The sequence below is a fragment of the Alteromonas macleodii genome (genome assembly GCF_903772925.1).
GTDB lineage: Bacteria > Pseudomonadota > Gammaproteobacteria > Enterobacterales > Alteromonadaceae > Alteromonas > Alteromonas macleodii_A.
Genome location: NZ_LR812090.1, coordinates 4,406,271 through 4,429,178 on the forward strand (window position 1 = coordinate 4,406,271; position 22,908 = coordinate 4,429,178).

16 protein-coding genes and 1 pseudogene are annotated in these 22,908 nt (G+C 43.7%); 3 read left to right on the plus strand and 14 right to left on the minus strand.

What is annotated here, in order from left to right:
• Positions 1-66: 66 nt before the first annotated feature.
• From PCAR9_RS18835 to PCAR9_RS18850, 4 genes are all read right to left on the minus strand, one after another.
• Positions 67-630 carry a CBS domain-containing protein gene (locus PCAR9_RS18835; protein ID WP_179984917.1) on the minus strand — a complete coding sequence of 188 codons (564 nt, stop codon included), beginning with the start codon at positions 628-630 and terminating at the stop codon, positions 67-69.
• A 44-nt stretch (positions 631-674) separates the two neighbouring features.
• Complete coding sequence (locus tag PCAR9_RS18840) at positions 675-992, minus strand: hypothetical protein (RefSeq protein ID WP_232091253.1); 318 nt, start codon at positions 990-992, stop codon at positions 675-677.
• A gap of 239 nt (positions 993-1,231) precedes the next feature.
• Complete coding sequence (locus PCAR9_RS18845; RefSeq protein WP_179984918.1) at positions 1,232-2,524, minus strand: NAD(P)/FAD-dependent oxidoreductase; 1,293 nt, start codon at positions 2,522-2,524, stop codon at positions 1,232-1,234.
• 185 nt (positions 2,525-2,709) lie between these two features.
• Positions 2,710-4,779 (minus strand): TonB-dependent receptor, encoded by a 2,070-nt coding sequence (locus PCAR9_RS18850; RefSeq protein WP_179984919.1) that lies wholly within the window; start codon positions 4,777-4,779, stop codon positions 2,710-2,712.
• A 323-nt stretch (positions 4,780-5,102) separates the two neighbouring features.
• On the opposite strand from PCAR9_RS18850, the gene PCAR9_RS18855 reads away from it, so the two are divergent.
• On the plus strand, positions 5,103-5,546 hold the full coding sequence (locus tag PCAR9_RS18855; RefSeq protein ID WP_118491429.1) for a DUF2721 domain-containing protein: 444 nt from the start codon (positions 5,103-5,105) through the stop codon (positions 5,544-5,546).
• A gap of 281 nt (positions 5,547-5,827) precedes the next feature.
• Positions 5,828-6,712, plus strand: a complete 885-nt coding sequence (locus tag PCAR9_RS18860) for a LysR family transcriptional regulator (RefSeq protein WP_179984920.1) — start codon at positions 5,828-5,830, stop codon at positions 6,710-6,712.
• A 100-nt stretch (positions 6,713-6,812) separates the two neighbouring features.
• Here the strand turns inward: PCAR9_RS18860 and PCAR9_RS18865 are convergent, their stop codons facing one another.
• Positions 6,813-8,147: an OmpP1/FadL family transporter gene (locus PCAR9_RS18865; RefSeq protein WP_179984921.1), complete on the minus strand. Its 1,335-nt coding sequence runs from the start codon at positions 8,145-8,147 to the stop codon at positions 6,813-6,815.
• 414 nt (positions 8,148-8,561) lie between these two features.
• On the opposite strand from PCAR9_RS18865, the gene PCAR9_RS18870 reads away from it, so the two are divergent.
• The gene (locus PCAR9_RS18870; RefSeq protein ID WP_179984922.1) at positions 8,562-9,560 is read left to right on the plus strand and encodes an NADP-dependent oxidoreductase; all 999 of its coding nucleotides are present in this window, start codon (positions 8,562-8,564) and stop codon (positions 9,558-9,560) included.
• 47 nt (positions 9,561-9,607) lie between these two features.
• Here PCAR9_RS18870 and PCAR9_RS18875 read toward each other — a convergent pair whose 3' ends face one another.
• The 9 genes and pseudogenes from PCAR9_RS18875 to PCAR9_RS18915 form a co-directional block, all read right to left on the minus strand.
• Positions 9,608-10,678: a GGDEF domain-containing protein gene (locus tag PCAR9_RS18875; RefSeq protein WP_179984923.1), complete on the minus strand. Its 1,071-nt coding sequence runs from the start codon at positions 10,676-10,678 to the stop codon at positions 9,608-9,610.
• Between the two features lie 102 nt (positions 10,679-10,780).
• On the minus strand, positions 10,781-12,706 hold the full coding sequence (locus tag PCAR9_RS18880) for an ATP-binding protein (protein ID WP_179984924.1): 1,926 nt from the start codon (positions 12,704-12,706) through the stop codon (positions 10,781-10,783).
• Positions 12,707-12,725: 19 nt separating this feature from the next.
• The gene (locus PCAR9_RS18885; RefSeq protein ID WP_179984925.1) at positions 12,726-13,742 is read right to left on the minus strand and encodes an ABC transporter substrate-binding protein; all 1,017 of its coding nucleotides are present in this window, start codon (positions 13,740-13,742) and stop codon (positions 12,726-12,728) included.
• Positions 13,743-13,866: 124 nt separating this feature from the next.
• Positions 13,867-14,853, minus strand: a complete 987-nt coding sequence (locus PCAR9_RS18890; protein WP_179984926.1) for an LLM class flavin-dependent oxidoreductase — start codon at positions 14,851-14,853, stop codon at positions 13,867-13,869.
• A 505-nt stretch (positions 14,854-15,358) separates the two neighbouring features.
• Entirely contained in the window at positions 15,359-16,021 is a 663-nt protein-coding gene (avs3b, locus tag PCAR9_RS18895; protein ID WP_232091254.1) for an AVAST type 3 anti-phage protein Avs3b, read from the minus strand.
• Positions 16,022-16,312: 291 nt separating this feature from the next.
• Positions 16,313-16,870: a hypothetical protein gene (locus PCAR9_RS18900; RefSeq protein ID WP_197964245.1), complete on the minus strand. Its 558-nt coding sequence runs from the start codon at positions 16,868-16,870 to the stop codon at positions 16,313-16,315.
• Between the two features lie 189 nt (positions 16,871-17,059).
• Positions 17,060-19,270 (minus strand): hypothetical protein, encoded by a 2,211-nt coding sequence (locus PCAR9_RS18905; RefSeq protein ID WP_197964246.1) that lies wholly within the window; start codon positions 19,268-19,270, stop codon positions 17,060-17,062.
• On the minus strand, positions 19,219-22,254 hold the full coding sequence (locus tag PCAR9_RS18910) for an NACHT domain-containing protein (RefSeq protein WP_197964247.1): 3,036 nt from the start codon (positions 22,252-22,254) through the stop codon (positions 19,219-19,221). The genes PCAR9_RS18905 and PCAR9_RS18910 overlap by 52 nt, the downstream gene beginning before the upstream one ends.
• A gap of 211 nt (positions 22,255-22,465) precedes the next feature.
• Positions 22,466-22,896 (minus strand): annotated as a pseudogene (locus PCAR9_RS18915) (Tn7-like element transposition protein TnsE).
• Positions 22,897-22,908 lie beyond the last annotated feature (12 nt).

Genomic DNA, 22,908 nt, shown 5'->3' on the forward strand with positions numbered 1-22,908 from the left:
AGGTTTACTACGTGCTGTTTATACAACACGTAGTAAAAGAGTGGGCTAACAATGGATAATTAAAATTTACGCAGCAAGAATAGTGATTAGTTCTGCAAATGTAGGGCGCCCTTGAATATCTAGCGGCAAGCGCAGCTCTCTAGCAATATCACTCACACTGATAACACCCCGAACTTCGTGACTGTCTCTGTCCATCACCAAGCAGTGATGTTGCCCATAATCTTTAAGCGTCTCTATCACATCCCCCACCGATGAATGCGTTAGCTCTGTATAGTCAAAAGACATGAGCGACGTTTTAGGGCGCGTAAAATCGTGAACCGTTAATTCTTCGCGTTTAACTTTAAGCTCGCTTAAACGTTGTATGATTTGCTGTTCACCTACATCATGACTGGTAATAATCCCAATGAAACGATTTTCACTGTTCACCACCAGCATCATACGAACATGAGATTGACGCATAATCGACTCTACTTTTGTCGCGGGTGTTCGGGCATCTAGAACATGTGGTAGGTGCTGCTTAAAGTCTGTGAAAACAGCCATGGCAGATGAATTAACGGTAATGGTGTTTTCAACGACCGGCCATGCCAGTGTATCGATAGATTCGGTTTTATATAGATGTAAGGCGTGCATACCTTTCTCCTAATCAAAAGTAAAAAAATAAGTTTTTTAAGTGATTAAGTGAAAGAAGGCGGTCCTCGAATGATGTTAGCGCGCAGCTTGTTAGAGGCGTTTGTATCAACTGTTGACTTGGCCGAAAAGCGATATTTCTCAACGCTGTTGATAATATTAAATACTGGAAGGCCATCATCAATATCATCATCAGATATTTCATAAGTACCGCTTTCACAGTTGCTAATAAGGGTTGAAAGCTCACTGGCGCTATTCCCTTGGCTCGCCATATTTCGAACACTTCTTTCCTCTCCCGAAACAGAGACGGTAATCAGTGATGAAAATAGCGCTGGCAACATAAAAGCCAGCAATACGTATGACACGCGCAAAGGGTACGTCCTCAACCAATAAAACAAGGTAAAGCTAGAAGCTATTTCTCAAACTTCCTATTTAAACTATAAGAGTATTTAACGCATTTAGTAGAGGGGTTTAGCGTATTTTATCGACCATTAAACGATGCTTTTTTACAGACTAGACGCTCGAACGGTTTTTTGGAAAAGCGATTGAAGTAAAATGAGTATTAAAAAAGCCCCAACTTCGGGGCTTTCTTGTATGTCGGCGATTAGTGAAGCTTTAGCTTAGGACTGATGGCCTGACTTAATTTTTTGACAAGGAGCTTTAGGGCGCCTTTGATTTTCCCGTGTACCGCAAATTGGTGCATATTATACAAAGAGACGTATACCAGCTTAGCTAAGCGCCCTTCAATAAACATACTACTGTTAGATAACGAGCCCATTAAGCTTCCGACCGTGCTGTACTTACTTAAATGAACCAGCGACCCATAATCTTTATAGGTAAAGTCTTTCGTGTCTTTTTGGGTAAATAGCGACGTTATATTATGTGCAACAATATCTGCCATTTGGTGAGCCGACTGCGCCCGAGGCGGCACCCACTTACCATTTTCTTGCTGGAAGCCACAGCAATCACCCAACACCCAGATGTTTTGCTGCGTTGTACTGCGAAGCTGCTTATCAACAAGGATCTGGTTCGCTCTATTTGTTTCAAAAAGCTCAAGCTTTGTTATGAAGTCTGGCGCTTTAACGCCTGCAGCCCACACCATTAAATCAGCGTCTATCCGTCCACCGTCTTTGGTGATTAACCCTTTAGCATCGGCTTCAGCGACCATGGTCTGTTCTTTTATATCTACACCCAGCTTATGCAGCGCTTTTCTTGCAGAGTTCGCAATACGCTCCGGCAGTGCCGGTAAAATTCGATCGCCCGCTTCCACTATAGAAATTTTTAGGCGAGAAGCAGACATCTCTGGCATGCCATAAGCCTTCGACAAATTCGCTACATGGTGAAGCTGAGCTGCCAGCTCAGTGCCCGTTGCCCCCGCACCAACAATAGCCACTTTAATTTTGGCGTCTTTGTCTTCTTGTTGATTGATTCGGATAAGCTGATTAAGAAGCGCTCTATGAAAGCGTTCAGCCTGCCTAAGTGAATCTAAGAAGTAGCAATGCTCTGCAACCCCTGGAGTACCAAAGTCGTTACTCACACTGCCTATGGCTAATACGAGTTGGTCGTATTGTATTTCCCGCTCAGGTAAAACCTGTGTACCTTCTTCGTCAATTAAAGGGGACAAGGTTATGGTTTGCGCTTGCGCATTAAGCGAGCACATTTCACCTAATTGGAAACGATAGTGATGAGCCGCAGCGTGAATTGCGTAGTCCACACCGTCTGAATGTTTATCAATTACACCGGCTGCCACTTCATGTAAGAGCGGCTTCCAGATATGGGTTCGACTGCGGTCGACAAGGGTAATTTCGGCTTGTTTCTTTCTCCCGAGGGTGCGGCTTAAGCGACTGGCTAATTCAAGACCACCAGCACCGCCACCAACAATTACTATTTTTTGCATGGGTATACCTATTAACAATCATTCCACCTATACCGCCTTACCGTTAAAAGCGCTATACATGGCATGACTGAAACCCATGCTGATGGCTACAGACTACGCCTGAAGCTCGTGGGGTACAAGCGGATCACGGCAATAGTCTGTATTTTTGGGACTAATAGTTATCTATTACATATATCTATTTAAATTTATAAGGCAAAGGACGCCGTAATCATGTAGTTCCGAGGGCGCCCAGGAAAATAACGCGGCCCAGTGAAACTGGTAAAATCAGCGCGCTCAGCGTAGTCCGTATCAAATAGGTTATTCACCCGGGCATATAGCGTAATATCGTCACTCACACTGTAACTCACGCGAGCATGCACTAAATCATGCCCTTCGTACTCGTTTAGGTTTTCAGCGTCGCTAAAATAGCGTCCAACATGCTGCCACTCTAATTGAGTTTGTATCGATTTCGACACATCAAAGCTTAAGCGAGCGTTAAACTGAAGCTTGGGCGCAGTGTCGATATCATTGCCTTTGATGTCTTGCTCACCTGAAAGTTGACTGTGTTCATAAGTGTGCCTTGCGTACGTACCAGCAAAGTCTAAGCGCAGCGCCTCGCTTAGCTTTTGGTCAAAAGCTAGCTCTACTCCTCTATGCCAGGTTTTGCCGTTACTCACATTGAAAAAGTCGCTGTCGCGGTAGATAACATTGTCTTTTTGCAGGCTGTAAAGGCTTAGCGTATAGCTACCGTCAGACACCACGCCAGTTATGCCCACCTCAATATTGTCAGCGGTTACAGAATCGAGATCCGTTACAAGTTGCCCGCGCTGTAAACGATACAGTTCGGTAGCCTGAGGAGCGCGATACCCTCTTGCAACACCCCCAAACAACTGAGTTTGCTCATTTAATTGATAGCGGACCGAGAGTTTTGGGCTGAAATTATCAAAATTGTTTTCACTGTCTGCAGGTCTTGAATATCTACAGCCGCCAAACCCACACTCGGTGCCATCTTCACGTACACGACCTACGTTCATATTATTGGTGTAGTCGTATTTCATGGATTCAAAACGCCCGCCAGCAGAAATAGCCCAACGTTCTGCTTGCCAGTTAAAAGTAAAGAACGGCGCGAGTAAGCTAGCATCTACATCATAATCATAGTGTTTACCTACGGGTATGGTTTCCACCAAGAACGCAGACCCTTCGGTAACGCTGTCTTGAGATTGTGTGAGCTCACCTTCAGTATATTCAACGTCTACCCCCACATCTGCGCTTAGGCTGTCATTGATAACGTAGTTGAATTGGGACAGTACACCAAACCCTTGCTGGGCATTTGTTTCAAGAGGCTTTCCAGGCAGAAAATGCATGCGAAAACGCATATCTTGGTTGCGCACATAAGGTGTAATTGAAAGGGCGTGACCGCCATTAAAAGTGGTATCTAGTTTACTCCATAACCTGAAACTTTCTGCCTTTCGAAACGCCTCTGGGTTAGGGTTGCTTTTCGCTAATTGCGTGTCTTTGTAACTTTCAAACCCAACTATGTATCCAGCTGTTTCCTGATCTAAATGGGTATAGGTAAGGCCGCTTGTAATAACCGAGTTATCCCACTCAATTCGGTGGCGAAGCGAAACTTTTTCTTGGTCAACGCCTTCTTCATCCCTGTAGCCAGTGTCGCGAGTTACACTAGCCGCAATACCCACACCGCTACTACCGAAGTCTTTTCCTTCTTTAAGCTTAATGCGATGAAAGCCGTAGGAGCCATAATCAGCGCTTAGCAAGCCGTCGCCTTGCGTAGTATCTGGCGTGATTACGTTAATAACACCGTGAATAGCATTAGACCCATAAAGCGCTGACGCCGGGCCTTTTATTACGTCTATACGCTCAGCAAGCTCGCCATGGGCTTCAAACAACTCATTAATATTGCAAAAGCCTGCTGCTCGAAGCGGGATACCGTCTTCTGCTGCTAAAATGCCTCCGCATGCTCCTGCACCGGTTAATACAGGTGAACGAAGGGCTGGTAGATACTCTTGTCCGTTACCACGCTGTACGCCTGCCCCCGCTATATAGTTAAGCGACTCTTGAATATGCTGAAATGAAAGCAGTGAAAGGGTTTCTTCTGAGATGGACGATACCGCGTAGCCAGAAGCGTTCACACTGCCCTGTATACGAGAAGACGTAGTTTCTATCCTTTCTATTTCATTGGGTTCTTGAGCGATAGCGGCAGACGACAATAGTACCGTAGTCAGTAATGAAAGTGGAAAGCTTGGGGCAAAGCGCATTATCTATCCTTATGATGACAAATGTGTTTTAGCAATTAGGGCTAGTGTATCGTTAATTAGAGAAAGAATGGGTTAAAAACCGATAAACTATTGCAATGTTCAGACAACTAAGCCATTTATGTGATTAAACCCTTGGCGTAATCCTTGCTGCCTTTGCTATAAACTTGGCTAAAAACCTTGTAAATGCAATGAGTAGTTACCTTACTTAATGACTACACACGGCCATAAATACTGCACATACGTAGGCAGCGCGTTGTGAAAAAGTTAAGCAATTAGTTAAACACCATTGCACTAAAACAAAACCATGTTCGCTGGAGGAATCATTGGACACACTTATTCCGAGTCTTTCACAGCTTATCGAATTTGCTGTGGCCCCTGTATTTTTACTTACCGGTATTGCGGGGTTCCTAAACGTTATGTCGTCTCGGTTGGGGCGAATATCAGATAGGGTTAGAGTTGCAGAAAGACAAATTCATACCTTGTCAGACCCACATATTGTCGACCGCTCTAAAAAAGAAATAAAAGTACTGTGGCGCAGGGTTAAAGTTATAAACTGGGCAATTGGGCTTTGTGTCGCTTCAGGGCTTATGGTTTGTACAGTTATTATGGCGCTGTTTTCCGGGTCACTCTGGGTGGTCGATTTGAAAACGCCAATTATAGTGCTATTCATTTTAGCAATGATGTTTCTAATCAGTGCGCTTATTGTATTTCTGGTTGAAGTTAAACTTGCAACTAACACTATAAACTTAGTCAGAACTATCCGGTAATTTCATTATCTACCCCCTAAACTAGTTAGCGCAGAGTTGACGTTAACTAGCCCCCCAAATCGGCGACTAGAGAGCTTTTAATTTTTCTAGCCGCCTTGATTCATTCTTACGTAAGGCTTTAATTTATTTTGAAAGCACTGTTTATGTAAGTATTGAGTAAAGAGCGCAGCTAAAAACGCTCATTAACGTCTAACTGAGGTAAAATTCGCCCATTAACGTCGTTAATTTGCTACAAATATAGGCCTACAAGATTTCGGCCAATAGAAGGACTTAACTGCGCCATGAATACTAAATTACTTCGCTCTCTTCAGGTTTTTATTGCGGTGACAGATAGCGGTAGCATGAGTGTTGCAGCCCGCGAGCTACACATGACTGTTTCTGCAATTAGCCAACAGTTACGAAAGCTCGAACATGATATTGGGCTTAGCCTTTTTAACCGAAACACTCGAAGCTTAAGTCTCACTGAAGCCGGACGTATATACTACGACACCAGCAAGCAAATGCTGCAAACTGCGGAACTGGCTCAGCAGAAAATTGAAAGCCTTCAAGACGACCCTACTGGTAAAATCAACATTATCGCACCTGAAGGTTTTGGTGGCGGCTTACTAAGTGAACCATTAAAGAAGCTGTGCGAAGAATTTCCAAAAATCACAATATCATTGACTGTTACCGACGAACCTAAAGATATTATTGCTTCAAGCGCCGATCTTGTTCTTTGCTTTGCTCCCGTTTCTGACACTAATTTTAGTAGTTTAAAGCTTGCTACTTGGGAGCGAATTCTATGTGTTTCCACTGTGCATCCACTAGCTAGTGAAAACTTGTCGTCACCAGAAGAGTTAAACGGTCATGCCTACATAGTGCACAGACATATTGAAGACTATGTGATGAAGCATGAAAGCAAGGGCGAGTTTGAATTAGATTCTCAGCGAATTGATGTAAATTCAATGCAGACGTTGATTAAGCTTACCCAAGATAATCTGGGCTACGCCGTACTGCCTGAACCAGAGGTAAGACACTTACTCAAATCAGGTGAGATGAAGCAGCTTTTCACAGAATGGGAATTGCCTGACTATACCGTTTATGCGGTTACGCCGAAGCGTGATCTTATGCCTGCCAAAATCAGCGCCGCGATAACTTGCTTACAAGATTTATTCGCTCAGATTTAATGAACAACTAGTGGCAAATGAGTCGGGGAAATATGATGTCTTAGACGAGAAAGGCAGCGTAAAAACGCTGCCTTTTTTTATTGCTCTTAACTTCTTTGTTTTAGAAGCGAGTGTTCATTTGAACACTTAGGATGTGTGCTGTAGCTGACTGAGTACCAACAAATGTGGTAGTAAAATCAGCGCCTGGTACTGCATCTTCAACAATTGTTCTCTTTTTATCAATGTCCGCTTCACGACCATCAATAAATACGTACGCAAGGTCAATTGAGGTGTCTTCACTCATGGTGTAAGTCATACCACCAGAAAACCAGTGACGGTCGGTATCTGGAATACTTAGTGAGCGGTTTTCAACCGATACCACGCCGTCGTCATAAGCATAGCCCGCGCGAAGAGTAATCTCGTCGTTTAAGATGTAGGTAACACCGATAGATGCGCGCCACGAATCGTCGAAGTTTTCTTCTTTGATAAGGAAATCATCACCGCTTTCAAGATTAGCTTCAAGCTTTTGGAAAGTGCTCCAATCAGTGAAAGTTACACTACTTTGAACAGACCACTGATCGTTTAACTTCTGATCGATGGCTAGCTCCGTAATTGCAGCTAAATTCAAATCAAGGCTTCCATCTTGGTTGAGTGCTGCTCTCAAATCTGAAGATACTTCACCACTTAGCTCAAGTTTTGTCTCTGCACGATGTGAAAGAGCGATATTAGTCATTTCAGTAGGCTGCCAGAATATTCCTGCGTTCCAACCGTAACCCCAATCGTCTCCTTCTAGATTAAAAAGAGAAGCGCCTGCCGGTACAGTAGAACCCAGTGCACTGAAGGCAAATGACAGAGACTCAGAAACCCCTGAACCAATTTCAGCTTCGGCGTAGGTTGCGTTCAGTCCGAAACCAACCATAAGCTGTTCGTTTACTTTGTATGATATTGCAGGGTTGAAAGTTACACTTTTGACTTCTGCTTCATCTGCAAATGGCAAAGCTTCAAAGTCGTCTGAGTAATCAGAGCGAAGACCATAAGTAGTAAACACACCAACACCTGCGGAAAATTTTTCATTAATTGGTGTGGTATAGAAAAATCCAGGTACGAACGCAGTATCGGCAATATCATCTTCTGTTGCTGAAGTAGAGAGAGAGGCTGCATCAGTAGGAAGAGAAGTCTCACCCAACGCGTAAGTTGCGGTGCCATTAATATCTACATTTGGATCGATAAAGCTTACTGACGCACTGAATTCAGCTTCTTTAAATACACCAATTGCTGCAGGGTTAGTTGCTAAAATAGAGGCATTTTCTGGCTTGGCTGCTTGGCCTGCCATGGCACGGCCTAGGCCGTTTGCACTGTGTTCATTAACTTGGAAACCAGCTGCTAGCGCAGAAGAAGAGGCTAAGGTAGCAAGCGCTAAGCAAACTGAGGCACGTAAAGAAAACTGTTGCTTCATAAGATACTCGTTGTAATAGGGGAAAATTGCAGCAGGCATTCTACGGATATGAGTAGTTTTGTTCAATGCAAGTAAACGTTATTTACGCACTTTTATCGCATTATTTACAATTTTAGCTACAACTTCGACGCATTTATAAACAACATTGATAACGTTAAGTTAACTAAAGATCACGATATTGTTAACGCGATTATTTAACACTTTCACCAGCAACTATTGTCACCGACTGCATTTTTCGCTCAATTTTATAGGCACGAACCCATGCTGGTTGTGTTTATAACAATAAGCCCCACCCTATCTTTACAATCGGTGGGTGATCTCAGCTATGCATATTGCGTTTCAATACTAGGCAAATCATAAGGTAAATCATTAGGCACACCACCAGAAACCTTTCACATGTTACAGGAGGATACAATGTCAACATATAAAGCTATCACGCTGGTCAAGCGTCCCGAGGATGGAAAAATTGGCCCTCATCTATTCGAAACAAAAGAGTTTGAAATACCAACGCCAAAAGACGGTCAAATTCTAGTAAAGCAAACCCACATGTCTTTAGACCCTGCCATGCTAGGCTGGATGAGTGAAGACAGAGAAAGCTATATTCCTCCTGTAGAGCTTGGCGATGTTATGCGCTCTAGCGGTGTAGGCGAAGTGGTTGAGTCTAACAATCCAGACTTTTCAGTTGGCGACAAGGTTATGGGCATGACTGGCTGGAGTGAGTATGTGCTAAGCGATGGCTCAGGCTTTAACAAGCTTCAGCAAGGTGTTACTGAAGAAATGGCACTTTGTGTATTTGCGCTACCAGGTTTAACTGCCACCACAGGCCTTTATAACTTTGGCGAGCCCAAGGAAGGCGAAACACTTATTGTCACAGGTGCAGCAGGCTCTGTAGGTTCTATTGTGGGTCAGTTAGCAAAAGCAGACGGGCTTCGTGTAATCGGCGTTGTGGGCAGTGACGATAAGGCCGACTGGATTGTTAACGAGCTAGGTTTTGACGGTGCAATTAATTATAAAACTGACGACTTAGAAGAAAAACTGGCAGAGCTCACGCCAGATAAAATTGATGTATTTTATGAAAATACGGGTGGACCTATCCAGCACCATATATTCAACAGAATGAATGCCCATGGTCGTATTGTTGTGTGTGGAATGATTGCCGATTATCAATCAGAAGAGCCGTCACCAGGTCCTAATTGGATCCCGTTAATTAAGAAGCGCATTAATATTCGTGGGTTTGCGATGCCAGACCATTGGGATGAAATTCCAAAGCTTTTAGAAAAACTCACACCTTATGTGCAGCAAGGAAAGATAAAGTACCGTGCGCATACCATTGAAGGTTTAGATAACGCCGAAAAAGGCTTAAATATGCTGTTTGAAGGTAAAAACACCGGAAAAATGATACTTAAGCTGTAATTTCTTAAACGAAGAGTACAGTTTTAATTAAGAGCACAGTGTTAACGCTAGCACTGTGCTTCTGTTACCACATACTGTGCTTTACCTTTTTCTTTAGCTTCATAAAGCACTTTATCGGCTTCATCAATAAGCCAATCAATGGATATTTCACTAACTTTACTGGCGTAAGCAACACCAATTGAGCAGCTCATGAAAGGGTGCTTTGCTCCCTCGGCATGTTTTAATTGAGCAAGCTTCCATTTATCCAATAGTGTTTGTGCATGCTTTTCAACCTGTTCTTTACTGATATCGCTTAAAACAACAATGAATTCTTCACCACCGTAGCGGCCCAAAATATCAGTTTCCCGTTTAAATACTTGCTTCATAATACGCGCTTGTTCTTTTATTGCTTCATCACCCTGCTGATGCCCAAAACTATCGTTGTATTTTTTGAAGTCATCTAGGTCGAGCATTAATACAGCCATCGACACGTCATGGCGCTTACTTAAGGCCAACAGCTTTTCACTTTGATCTCGCAGAGCCCGTCGATTGAGTAAGTCAGATAACGGGTCGAACTTGCTAAGCTTTAATAAGCGGTCGTTAGTTTCTTTGAGCATGCGTACACTACGATCGAGCCTATAACGAGCATACACGCATATAAATAGTGACCCTGATACAAAAGCTGCTGAAATGGGAACCCTGTCTCCATAAACCGGCGCTAGCCACATTAACCCTAAAAAACCCAAGATATTAATGACATTAGCTGAGGCTGCTAACTTAAATGGAATACCCAACGCGAATACACAAAAGAATGCATAGAGGATGGTGCCTTCGTAAGGAAAAATAAAGTTGTGCTCTTCCCAGCAAACCCATATTAACCAATAGTTGCTGTAGGAAAGCGCAATAAGCAGGCCAGCAAATATGTACGCTCGATACCGCATAAATTCGCGCCAAAAAGACAGTACAACAACGATGAGTATAATAGGGAATTGAAGAAGTAGACGGTCGAAGGTATACAGTTCGTACATACTGCTAGGCAATAGCACTAGATCAGCTGCCATGAATACAAGTACCAGAACAGCGCCAATAATAAGAGCTATTCTTAGCCTGCGTTGTTCACTGGGTCTGTGGATTTGCACGCGTCACCTTGATAAATAAAGTCCTGTATAAGTATTTCAATACAGCCAAGTGGTGGCAGCCACTACTGGCTGTACAAACGCAACACATTGACACAGCGTTGCTTAACTATTATCAGTGACTTCTTGGCTAAGCGCCAGTTTTAACAAACTTTCTTGCAGGGCTTCAACGGTGACAGGCTTTGTGACTATGTTGTCCATTCCCGCCTGCTTAAATGTGATATGGCGCTCTTTAAATGCTTCTGCGGTGAGACCGATAACAGGCGTTTTGCTGAGCTCACCGTTCAGCTTTCTGATGCGTTTCGTCGCTTCAATTCCATCCATAACAGGCATGTGAACATCCATGAAAACCACATCAATACCGCCTTCTTCAACACGTGCAGCGGCTTTTAATCCGTTATCCACGTGTTCAACGTCACACTTAAGCTGCTCTAATAGTGCCTGTGCTACCACTGCGTTAATTGCATTATCTTCAGCTAATAGCACTTTAAGGCCTGATGGTAGGCTGGCGCCATTTGCTTTGCGAGCAGAGGAAGATTCAATTGATGAATCTGACATAAGTCGAGATTGAACATTCGCAGTAACGGTAAAGCATGAGCCTTCGCCCACTTTGCTGACGACTTTTATATCGCCCCCGAGTATCTGAGCTAGCTGCTTGGCAATAGCGAGACCAAGCCCAGTACCGCCATATTTCCGCGTTATAGAAGAATCCGACTGCGTAAATTTATCAAATATATGCTCTAGCCTGTCTGGCTCAATACCAATGCCTGTATCTTTAACCGCAATAACTAAACGGTTATCACCCTTAGTTTCTGTTGAAGGCTGTTTAAGTTTAGCCGAGATACTCACCGTTCCTTTGTGGGTAAACTTAATAGCGTTGCTTACCAAATTAATAATAATTTGGCGTAGTTTAGTAATATCGCTAGTTACCGCCACAGACTCTAAGTTCTTACTCTTATAAACTAACCGGGTACTGTTAGCACTAGCGTTTGTGCCTAACAACGTTATAAGGTCGTTCAGCATTGAATCGAGATCGAACTCTGTCACGTCAATTTCCGACATACCCGACTCAATTTTAGAGAGATCTAATACGTCATTTATAACGGTAGCAAGAATAGATGCTGATGATTTCAAATCGCTGGCATACTGATGCTGTTTATCTGAAAGTTGAGTATTTAAAAGTAGTGTTGCTAAGCCTTGAATTCCGTTTAGTGGCGTACGAATTTCATGACTCATTACCGCAAGAAAATCTGTTTTCGCGCGATTTGCCTGCTGGGCTTGCGCGACATATTCCTCAATTTCACCAGACATGGCTTCAACATCGCGCGCTAAACTTCCTAGCTCATCATTTTGCGCTAAGTCTATGTTGACCCTCTTATGGTCAACGGCGATGCGACTTGCCGCTGATTTGATTTTCTCAATGGGAGAGACAACGAACACCTGGGTTACCTTACCCATTAGTAAGCTGACGATAACTACAGCAAACAGCGTTACCAAAAAGGTTAGCCACGCTATAGTGAACAGCGAGGATTGCAAGGGTTCGGCGGGTTGTAGAACCGTAACCTTCCAGTTCCAAGGTGTGAATTCAGAACAAGCAAACAACACATCCATATCATTAACATTCGACTCGCCATAGGCTACGCGCCTGTTAGCTATTGTCGCCCTGTTAGCGTTTTCTGCATTCAGTACAACGTCACCTTCAGTAGTACTAAATATGACGGTACCTGTACTTTTATCGCTAATGGCAAAGTGCCGATCTGTTGCTTGCTGTAGCGACTTTAGCTCTTCAAAAACTTCTTTTTGATAAGCCTCGCGAAAAACGGGAACATTTTCTAGGCCTGATTCAATGAGCAGTTCTCGTCTCTCATCAATGATCTCTAACACGTTTAATGTGAGAGTTTGAGTAAGAAGCTGATATTCCCTTTCGCGCACCGAGTCGTACGCTGTTAAATAAGCCCAATACCCAGTAAGTGCCATGCCAATTAACAAAATTGGAATGTAGATAACTAGCAGTTTTGATTTGATCCGCATACTAACTTCTAATTAGGCCTTATTGATACACATGCTCTTTCGAGAGTTTTAAGTAACTTGATGGAATGGGCAATTGTAATTTAATTGCCGTAGTTACATTTACTGCAACAGTGTACGTGTCCATTTTGCCAACGGGAATGTCTCTCGCCGATTTTCTCTGAAGTATCAGTTTTGCTTTTCTTGCCGCTGATTTTCCAATACTAGCCGGTTCAGATACCACACCAATAAGCGCGCCTTTTTTAACTGATGAAATACTTTCAGCGAATAAAGGGAGTAATCCCGTTTTCTCGTTAACCTTTTTAACTAACCCTTTGGCTTCTGCTAAGGGACCTGATGACAACCAATAACCGTCCAGTTCTGCGCTCTTTTGATCCAAGCTAGCCACAATACTATCCGTCATTTCAACAAGTCCGTCATCGCCTTCTAAATAAGGCGTACTGACTGCGACTAAGTTTATATTCTCATACTCACTGTCTAACGCTAGTAATTGGTTGACCAGGTTACTTGATGAGGGATAGGTAGAATGCACTAAACCTATCGTAAATGGCGTTTCGGGATTTGATGCTCTAAGCACGCCGTCCAACATATCAAGCTTTACCTTAGCATCGAGTACGTGTGACTCGCCCGTCATATTACGTTTACTCACAGCGCCGATGGCAGGAACAATGCCTTCCTCAACGGGAGCGGAAACCACCATAAAGAGTTTTGGCGTTTCAAAAAATTCTTCAGCAGCATTTAGTGCACGAGTAGCTAAGGTAGCGACAGACACAATGAGATCAGGTTTGGACTCTTGCGCTAGTTCGTCAAGTATTTCTTTAGCGCGAATCTCAGAGCCTTCAGCGTTATATGTAGTTATGTTGATATCGTGCTCGGGCATAATTCGAATGAGCTCTTTCTCAAATTCGCCTCGCGATTCAGCAACAATAGGTACGGGGAGCGTTTCAATAATGACAAGGTCCAGTGCTTCTTTCGCATGTGCAGAGCTTAGGCTCGATGCGAGAAACGCAAGAGCAAAGAAAAACCAGACCTTAAGCATGACTGTAAACCTGCAACACCAAAATGAAAATACACATACCATTGTATATCATAAAGTTATTCTTGCGCATTGCATAGAAGAAGTTATGACCAGATACGTAAAACTGGTCATAACTTTTTAGGTGCTAGGATGCGATGTCTGCGAACGCTTTAACGCTAAATAAGCGCGCTTCTATATCGTAAATTGGCATAGACACAATAATCTCATCAATATCTGTTGCCTCGATAAATTCAGCGAGCTTGCTTCGCACGGTTTCTTTCGAGCCAACCAAGGCATATCTCAACACACTAGATAACATGGCCTCATCTGTCGCCGTGCAATATTCGTCAAAGTTAGGCATAGGTTTAGCAAAAGGCTTGTTAAGACCACGTCGCATGTTCATAAACTGCTGCTTCACCGACGTGAATAACAATTCTGCCTCTTCATCGGTTTCAGCAATAACCACCATTACACCTGCCATGGCCTTGGGTGCTGATAATTGGGACGAAGGTTTAAACATGTTGCGATACACATGAAGGGCATCAAATAGCGCATCGGGTGCGAAGTGGGAAGCAAATGAATAAGGCAGCCCCATTTTTGCCGCCACCTGGGCACTGTACAAGCTAGAACCAAGTAACCACAAGGGCACCTGTGTATTGGCACCAGGTACTGCAACAATTGGCTGCCCCTCTTTAGGTGTGCCCAGGTAATGCTGAAGTTCCTGAATGTCTTCTGGGTAGCTATCTACATCGCTTTGTAAGTTTCGACGAAGCGCTCTTGCCGTTGCCATATCAGTTCCTGGCGCTCTGCCCAGCCCAAGCTCTATGCGATTGGGAAATAACTCAGCTAGCGTGCCAAATTGCTCAGCAATAACCAAAGGCGCATGATTAGGCAGCATTATGCCACCTGCACCAATTTTGATGGTAGAGGTAGCATTAGCAATGTGCGTTAACACTACAGAGGTGGCAGAGCTGGCTACACCATGCATACCGTGGTGCTCCGCTAACCACACTCTTTCATAGCCACTGCGCTCCGCTTCCATAGCCATTAGCTTGGAGTTGTTTAGCGCGTCTTTAACGCTGTACCCTTCAGATATAGGCGCTAAATCGAGCAGTGAATAAGGAATAGCCATGGTGCCTCGCAATGTTGAAACTGAGTGATAATTTATAAGTATGAACGTGCCGTCCGTTTTACAACGGTTGTTTTGATGGTTTAAGACGGCTGGGGAGGGTTTGTCGATGAAGTGACGTGAGTAAATAAGTGAATAGGCTTAATTCGTCGCTACTTTCTTTCAGCGAAAACCTCTGAGAAATAAAAAAGCCTGCGAGTTTGTTAATCGCAGGCTTTGTTTTTAAGCACATTAAAGTTGTGGGAGAGGAATAAAGTTGCATACTTGATTGCTGTGCAGCCATTGATTTTTGGCGGGTAAGACCGAGTCTAATAAAATAAAGTATCATACTAAATCTATCAAAAGTTGATTCCTTTACGACCAGGCTAGTAATAAAGATTCATACCAATTTATTGTAAACGTAGACTTGCGGAAGCCAAATACTGCTCTATTTCAATCAGTGACATACTATTCAAGCCGCTAAATTGTATGTTTACCAAACAAGATTATCGTCTTGCTGAGGAATGGGTTAGGCTTTTATAGCTTCTAATTCTGCCTTTAAATTACCAACTAGCTCATTTGCTAGAGCTACAAATCCCTCTAACTTAGTCAGCTTTTCTTCTAGTGCAGCTTGAATGTCTTTCTCTTCATTTTCTTCCTCGTCGCTATCTAAAATGAATCTTACTACACGACAGTCTGCTCCTTCATTTGCACCGGCTTCTCGAGCTAATTTAACCCACGATTCGGATTCAGATGCCGTCTTTTCAGCCGCTGACCTCAACGCATATCTAATAAGTAACCGAGCTGAATAGTCCAGTCCGATGGCTAAATCAAGCCATTCTTTAGTAGCATCATCGACGTCAGCTATTGCAGCTTCTCTAAGAGCCGGTCGATAAAAATGATACTCTTCTTGGTTAACACCGAGAGCAGATAATGTTCTCATTATGGGCTCAAGCTGGCCTAAAGGACGAGAATGTTCAGGTAGCGCTGCGCGATGCTCCCACAAACTCAAAATTGCCTGCGAGCACTCTTCAATCGCCTCAGACTCGCCAGAACTCTTTTCCACATTGTCGATTAACTTAGCAATATGATGAGCCATCCACGAAGACAAGATGTCATGGCTATCTACCTTTAGTTGGGTAACTAGACGCTTACCTAGTTCAACGACTGCTTCAGATCGATCTAGCGACACCATCTTTCTCCATCAAGTAAAAACGAACATATGGCTCAACGTATGACAAATAGTCCTCTTCTTTTTCCATATATTTAGGAACCGATCTGCGAACTGCCACACTTATTACCAAACAATCATCCGGATGATTATCGAGAAACTCGGTAATAAAATCCGAGTTACCACACAACCTTGTTCCCGGGACATTCTCTTCCTCTCGTCCGTACCCTTGTGGTTCTATCCAAGTTTCACTCCGAATTACACCATTTTTGCCTGTGCACCAAAAACGTCCATCAGTCGATGGAATCAAGCCTAATTGAGAAGTGATTTTCTCCGAAGCATAGGTCCAGGATACGTCAACTTAGTAGCCCAAGTGTCGAGCTCATCTAGCTTAGCACAAACATTATCATCCAATATCCAACCTCTTACGCTAAGTTTATCTATAGAGAAAATGTCTTGTCGGTTGGCACTAGGTAGAGCATAGGGATCAAGTACTGATGCAGTCTGTAATGCAGTAACAAGTGATATGGCACCAGTACGAGAAACAAGAGCGCTGCATATAGTAGTAGTTTCACTATAACCATTATCGTAGTTAGTCCAATGGCCCCACAAGTTGGTCCAAGCATCGATTGTGACTAGCTTTTGGTCTAAATACTTGGAAGTGATAGCCCACTTCCAGGCCTGTTCCTTGCCTTTTGTTGAGACCGTCCAGTTTCTATCTATCAGGGGATCGCGTCTATCGAATAACCACTTTCCATCTGTACGTGTCAGCTGATATTGCTCGAACCAATTCTGAAATTCGTTGGTCGTATCATCTGTGTTGCGTAGAACCGTTCGTTCAGCTAATAAATCTGCTGCTACAATCATCATTGCATGAAAACATTGATAAGCTGTCAAGTCATCCGTTTTAGGCAGGCTTCCGTGCGAATGAGATGTCTCTCGATCACCAAATATATGATTTTGATATCGGGCATCTTCTTTATATCCACACTTTCCTTTCCACCTCAAATGGTTACGTAATACTGATCTAGCTCTCCTCTCAACAGCATTTTGAGTAACTCAAAATGCTCGGCCTAGGGGAGCAAGCCAATAGGGACCTATATCTATCCCAAAATAATACTTTTCGTCCTCAGTAAGAGCGTCTTCACAATCAATTTCTTCTTCTATATCGAGCTCAGGCCAACCTGAATAAGGTACCTCAGACAAAATGGGCTGATTAACGCTCGTAAAGTCAGATACTTCGGTATAATCAAGTTCTCCAGAAGTAGCTAAAGCTTGTAACCCTTGAGCCGCGAGATCACGAATGAGCACGTGATTTAGATTCACCATTCTATGTAAAAACGAAACTACCGACCGAAGTGCCGTCGAGTTTTCTATCCCTCCCCTAACTAGCCCAATAAGAAGCCATTGTCTTGCGTGCCATAGGTAGAACTCCAAGTTTTGGTCAACAAAAGGAAATGCTTCTTCTGTGTCAGCCCAACTCGCTAATGCATCCAGAATTTCTGCCCAACCCAGTTCGACAGCAGCTCTAACTGCATGTGCATGCTCCCATCGCTCTGATGCAACAGGCGACCCCAAACCTGACCATATGTATCCGGCAAGCGATGATATAAGAGAAATTGGAGGCTTAAGATCATCTAGCCACGGACCATCGCCGTCTTCCGGCTTAAGTAGCTCTTCAAGCAAGTCAAAACCAAAATTCAGTGCCTCATCAGCTTCACTGGGGCTAAGCGTTGCAGCAAGGGGATCTATCAGCTTAAAAAAGCCACTAGCCCCGAGTTTTTTTGTCTGAGACTCAAACCCTTCTATTGTTGCTAGAACAACATCGTCATCAGAAACTAAGCCTTCATCACTTAGTCTCTCAAATGGAAGCAAAGCTCTCCAGCCCCGCCTTGAGATCATTTCAGGCTCTTTACGACAAACCTTAATAACCGCGTACTCAAGCGCTTTTTTTAAGGACTGTTGTTTTAACGGCTTTGAAAGCAATTCGTCTAATAAAACTCGAACCATGAAAATATCGAAGTCCGGCCAAGTACAGATTGCCCGAACGAACTGCGACTCCTTTCCCACAGCTACACGCTTAAATGCTTCCCGAAAAAACGAACTGCAATAGTAAGCTGATCCGTAACTGTGTCCTAAATCATAAGCAGATCGAATCTTAATCGAACAGCCAAAATCCACGTCTTGAAAGATCTCATCCCAGTCAAGGGGTTGCTCCTTTTTCAAGGTAGTATGGGCTGCTTCCCTGGTGCTTGCGACGTCTTTAGATACACTCTCACTATCTCTAGCAACGAATCTTTCAAGTCCTGTAAAATCTAGCCCGGAGTTGTTACTTAACTCTTTAAGTTCCTTGATCTCACTCCCTACTGGCGGGCTAAACTGCAAGTATCGATACGCAATTTGAGATGCCACTTGAACATTTACATGGTCACTTTCGGCAATCATACGCTTTAAGTCCTGCAGTCTCTTCCATTGAGCATCTATCCCACACAAGGAAATAGGTGTATGAGCAGGAAGGAGGCCCTGATTGCAAAGTTGATAAATTACCAAAGGAAAAAGCCGGCCTGAATAACCAAACCGCCTATCTCGCCAACGACTCAAAACGGCCAAAGCAGATGAAGGACATAGGTTTGTCAAAGATTCGACTGTACTATCCCAATCAAAATGCTTATCGCGAGCTACATACTCATAAGTAAGCTCCGCAATGCGAGATAAACGATAGGCTGTTTTGGGACGAGGGTTACCGGGTTCTCCTGCGGCTTTGGCTAAATGAAGAAGTGCAGCCCATCGGTCGATATTTTCTTCCCCTATCCTACTCGCAATTTCAATTGCACGGTCAAAATAAATACTAGATTCATCAGGACTAACAGGGTATATCGCACGGGCTAGCTCAATATAGGATTCAGCTCGCGATTCGGCGTGTTCACGAAAACTGTCTAAATGTTTATGTGCATCATTAGCAAAATCTATTGATAGTGACTCCCGTTCTCTTGTGCGAGCGGCTAATCGGCACAAACTGGTATAAGTTTTTGGCCATATTTCTGTTTCCCTCTCGTTGATCCAGTCTTTAATTCTTCTGAAAAGATTGTCTCCACCTTTATTAATTAGTAGGATTTTCAACCACTCAGTTGCAACAGTTTGTATCTGTGATGTGTCATGACTGTAAATTTCTGAGTGAGCTGATTTGCTATTCTCGAGTGCTTCCTCTAACGCTTTACTTAAGTCTTCAAGGGGGGGCCACAAGCAATTGCATAGGAGAGGTTTATCCATGGCAGCAGTCCTCCTATATTTCGTTTAAAGTTTCGAATCTCTTGAGTAAATCCATAGTGATTATTTGTCTCAAGTTGTTTTCTAATATCCTTTGGAGCAATATCAACCAGTTTTAAAGGTTTCCCTCTTAAACAAGAGGTCAGAGCGTAAGCCTTAAGTAAGGCTATTGATTCATTTTCATACTGATTTGTGAAAGTTGATGGAGGCTTTGATGGTAGATATCGTTGAATCACAGCAGCCCAGCGTTCTGGCTCTTTTGGGAGTATCCGCAATGCGAGTTCGACCGTTGAGCAAATGGAGCTTAGGATCTCCCATTGCCGGTTCCACTCTGGTGATTCGGATAATTTAATGCGTCGATATCCAAGAAGACGTAAGCACCTCTTAAGCGGAGCTTTGGGCACCTTATAGCTAACGGCATTTGCTTCCGTAAACAGCCCTAGGAGTAGCCAGACATCATTACCGCTAGCTTCAATAAGTGCGTCCAGTTGATCACATTCACCTAGATCTATGAGTCTCTTTCCTAGGCCCAGGCCAGCCTTATAGGCTAGATTCCGGGGCCTCCATCTCCTTAAGAATTGAGCCGAAGCCTCAGCTCCGCGCAAGCGCAATATTGCAGCAGAGAGCTCCACCCTATCATCATCACTAACATTTTCAGAATTGTCCTCACCGTGGGTAGAACTTGCCCAGCTATCTAACCAGTCCATCGCCATGCGTAAACGGCTTGAGGCGTCAGGAAACAACTCTTCTCTTCCGGATAGCAACCCTGCATCATAAGTATGATGTGAGCCCATCCAGCCAGAGTTAAAAATCCGTTTTGATACTATTTCCTCGATACGATCTGGTCCTAAAAGCCGCGCAGCTAAGTCTGTATTTTCTTGTATCAGGGAGTACTGGCGCTCTTCTCCCGCACTTTCCCCCCCAGCTTTCAGTGCCAACTTGGCTGCCGCCAAATATTTCTTTTGTTGCAAAGACGCCTTAATAGAAAAAGTAAGCCTCTGAAGCTCGACTTCTCTTTTTTCTAAAAGGCTTTCTTCCGGAAGCTCCTCTCCACTTAGAGTTATCGATATTAGTCTATCCAGCTTCCCAGCCTGCAATAGTAGTTGGGGGAGCGCTGATGCAACATATGAGCTCTTTTTGGCGAGTGGTTGTAAGCGATCAATGAAATCAATTAAATCGGCTTCATTAGGCTCAAAGCGCTCTCTAAACCAAGTTTCTGTGGGCTCGTCAAGAAAGTGGAGACTATTTCCTTTGAGCAGAAGTGGGCGACCAAAGTCCAACACAAAGCTTCTTATCGCGCTCTCCGAAGTTTGAGATAACTCAGCGAGAACCGGAATTGGAACGAGCGGCCGCAAAATAGCTAGCCCTTTACACATAATATCAATGTGAGATGCCTCTTCGGCTCCAGCTTCATCTTTCAATTTGCCAATTGAGCTTTCTAGTAAATCACTAATCGCTCCATCAACTGTTGTAGGTTCTGGGCCAAGTCGCCTGAGCATCTCCTTAATAGGTAATTTCCACTCAAGAGCCAAGGCTTGAACTCGTGGATTTGAACTGCTTAAAAAGTTAAACTCTTCGATATCATCATTGTTTGCGTGAGGATAGTATTTTCGAAGAAGGTGAGCACTTTCGCTCACACTAAACGGCTTAAGCTCTATCTCTTGAGCATTAATAGGCGCATGAAGCTTAGCCCGGCGATGCGAACGGCAAGTAAAAGCTAATTTAACACCCTCAGGGTAAGTTGATCTGATAAGGTCCTTAACAAAGCTCGTAGGTCCTGCTTGCTCTGGTTGAGCCATTTCAGCATTATCTGCAGCATCCACAATAAGACAAAGAAATGCATTTTGATTTTTCGCCCGCATCAAACCAATTGCTTGAGTAATTCGATGTTGAAAGGCACGCATATACTGCTTGGAATCAGCACGAGTAGTGGGAATCAACGGGTGGCAAAGACCCTTCGCAGCAAGCTCATTCGAGATCTGCACGAGTGCATCTTCGTGTCTATGACGAAAGTGCAATGAATTTCGGTAAAGGCCATTTCCAAAACAGTCATAGAGTACAGCCTCTGAACCGGGAGGCATAGAAGTGGCTATCCGTGACGCAATAATAGACTTTCCGACTCCACCATCAGCGTGAATAATCAGGGGCACATCAGTATTGAGAAGCGCCTGTCTAATTTGATTCTCTTGCTCTCTAAGGATGGTATCCGCTGAGTTCGCTATCAGACATGGAGCCGGCAGCAACAGTTCTTCGCTTGCTTTTAAAGCCCGCAAAACGTCCTGCCGTCTGATAGAGGGATTTGACTCAAACTCAGTAGTAGCCTTTCGAGTGATAAGATCTTTTAGCTGAACAGGAGTATCGTAGTCTGCATCAACAAGGTAAGCACTCAGGTCTTGTGTTAATAGATTCTGCTGTTCCCATAACCCACTTTCGCTGCCCATAACGGCAAACAGCTTAAAAAACTGAGAAGCTTGGGGCTTTTGGAGCCCCGAGTATTGGAGCAGTGTGTTTTGCTGTGCTTGATGCCTGCAAGTTGCTGTATTGTTTCTGAGGTCTGCTAATGCCTCCTGGACTTTTCTATCTATTGGTCGGTTAGTCGTAAACTCAAACTGAAACCGTTCAGAAACACTTGCAGCAGAGAAACACTCAAGCAACTTTATGTAGCGTGCAGCGAAGCCTTGTATAGTTTTCTTGAGGCCACTAGCCGTCCACGGTTGATCTGATGATGCCGTTGAATGCTTTAATTGAACATACCTAATACGTTGAGCTTTACTAAAGTCTTCTGAACCGTAGTAAAAACCGACATCAATAATCTCCTCGCCTTCGGATACCCTGTCGCTCCCAGCTTCTTTTTCCGAAGCTCCCTCAATGGTAATGGCAACTAAGTCTTCTGCGCTAGGTAGTAGCTTTAAACATTGCCGTGCCGCCCACAGATAATGAAATTGGTCCCCATCGCGACTCGCTCTAACCAAATCAGTGCCAGCCATTAAACTCCCTTAATGCGAATTTTAAATTCGTCATTTAGTTATATATCGAAATCCCTTTACTCACCCTTAATCTATCCACTGATTTGAGATTCCATCAAAGGTCTAGTTAGGTGTTTAGTGGACAACGGTTTATCAACATCTGATGCATCTACCCTTAGCAAAGTAAAATTGACCTCCTGATAATTAGCGACGTTTTGGTGTGAAAAACCATTTAAACTATTGCTTTATAAAAACGTGTGCTCCATTTATCAATATCATCGCCACATAGACTACCAGCCCTACCAGACTTCTGATGCGGTATCCAGAAGTGGTTATCGGCGCCAACTAACATGTCCAAATGCTCCATTGGCCAGGATAAGGAAGCCTTCAGCAGCTGTTTCTCGATCTCATAAAGGTGAGGCTCAATGTCTCCGATAGTGTTGGCGAGGATCACTCTGGTCGATAGCGCTTTTTTCGCGTCAGATGTATCCACTTCCAGCAAGTAGAACCCATTGCCTTTCGCTGTAACATAGCTACCGAAATGCATCTCGGGTTACTATCAGTTTTCAGGATATGCATCCTGCACTTACCAACCGCTGGCAATTTCCGGAGCGGGTAAAGGGTGACCTTACAGTCATGGTTCTCTTCGAGCAACTTTAGCATCTCAAAGTAGCT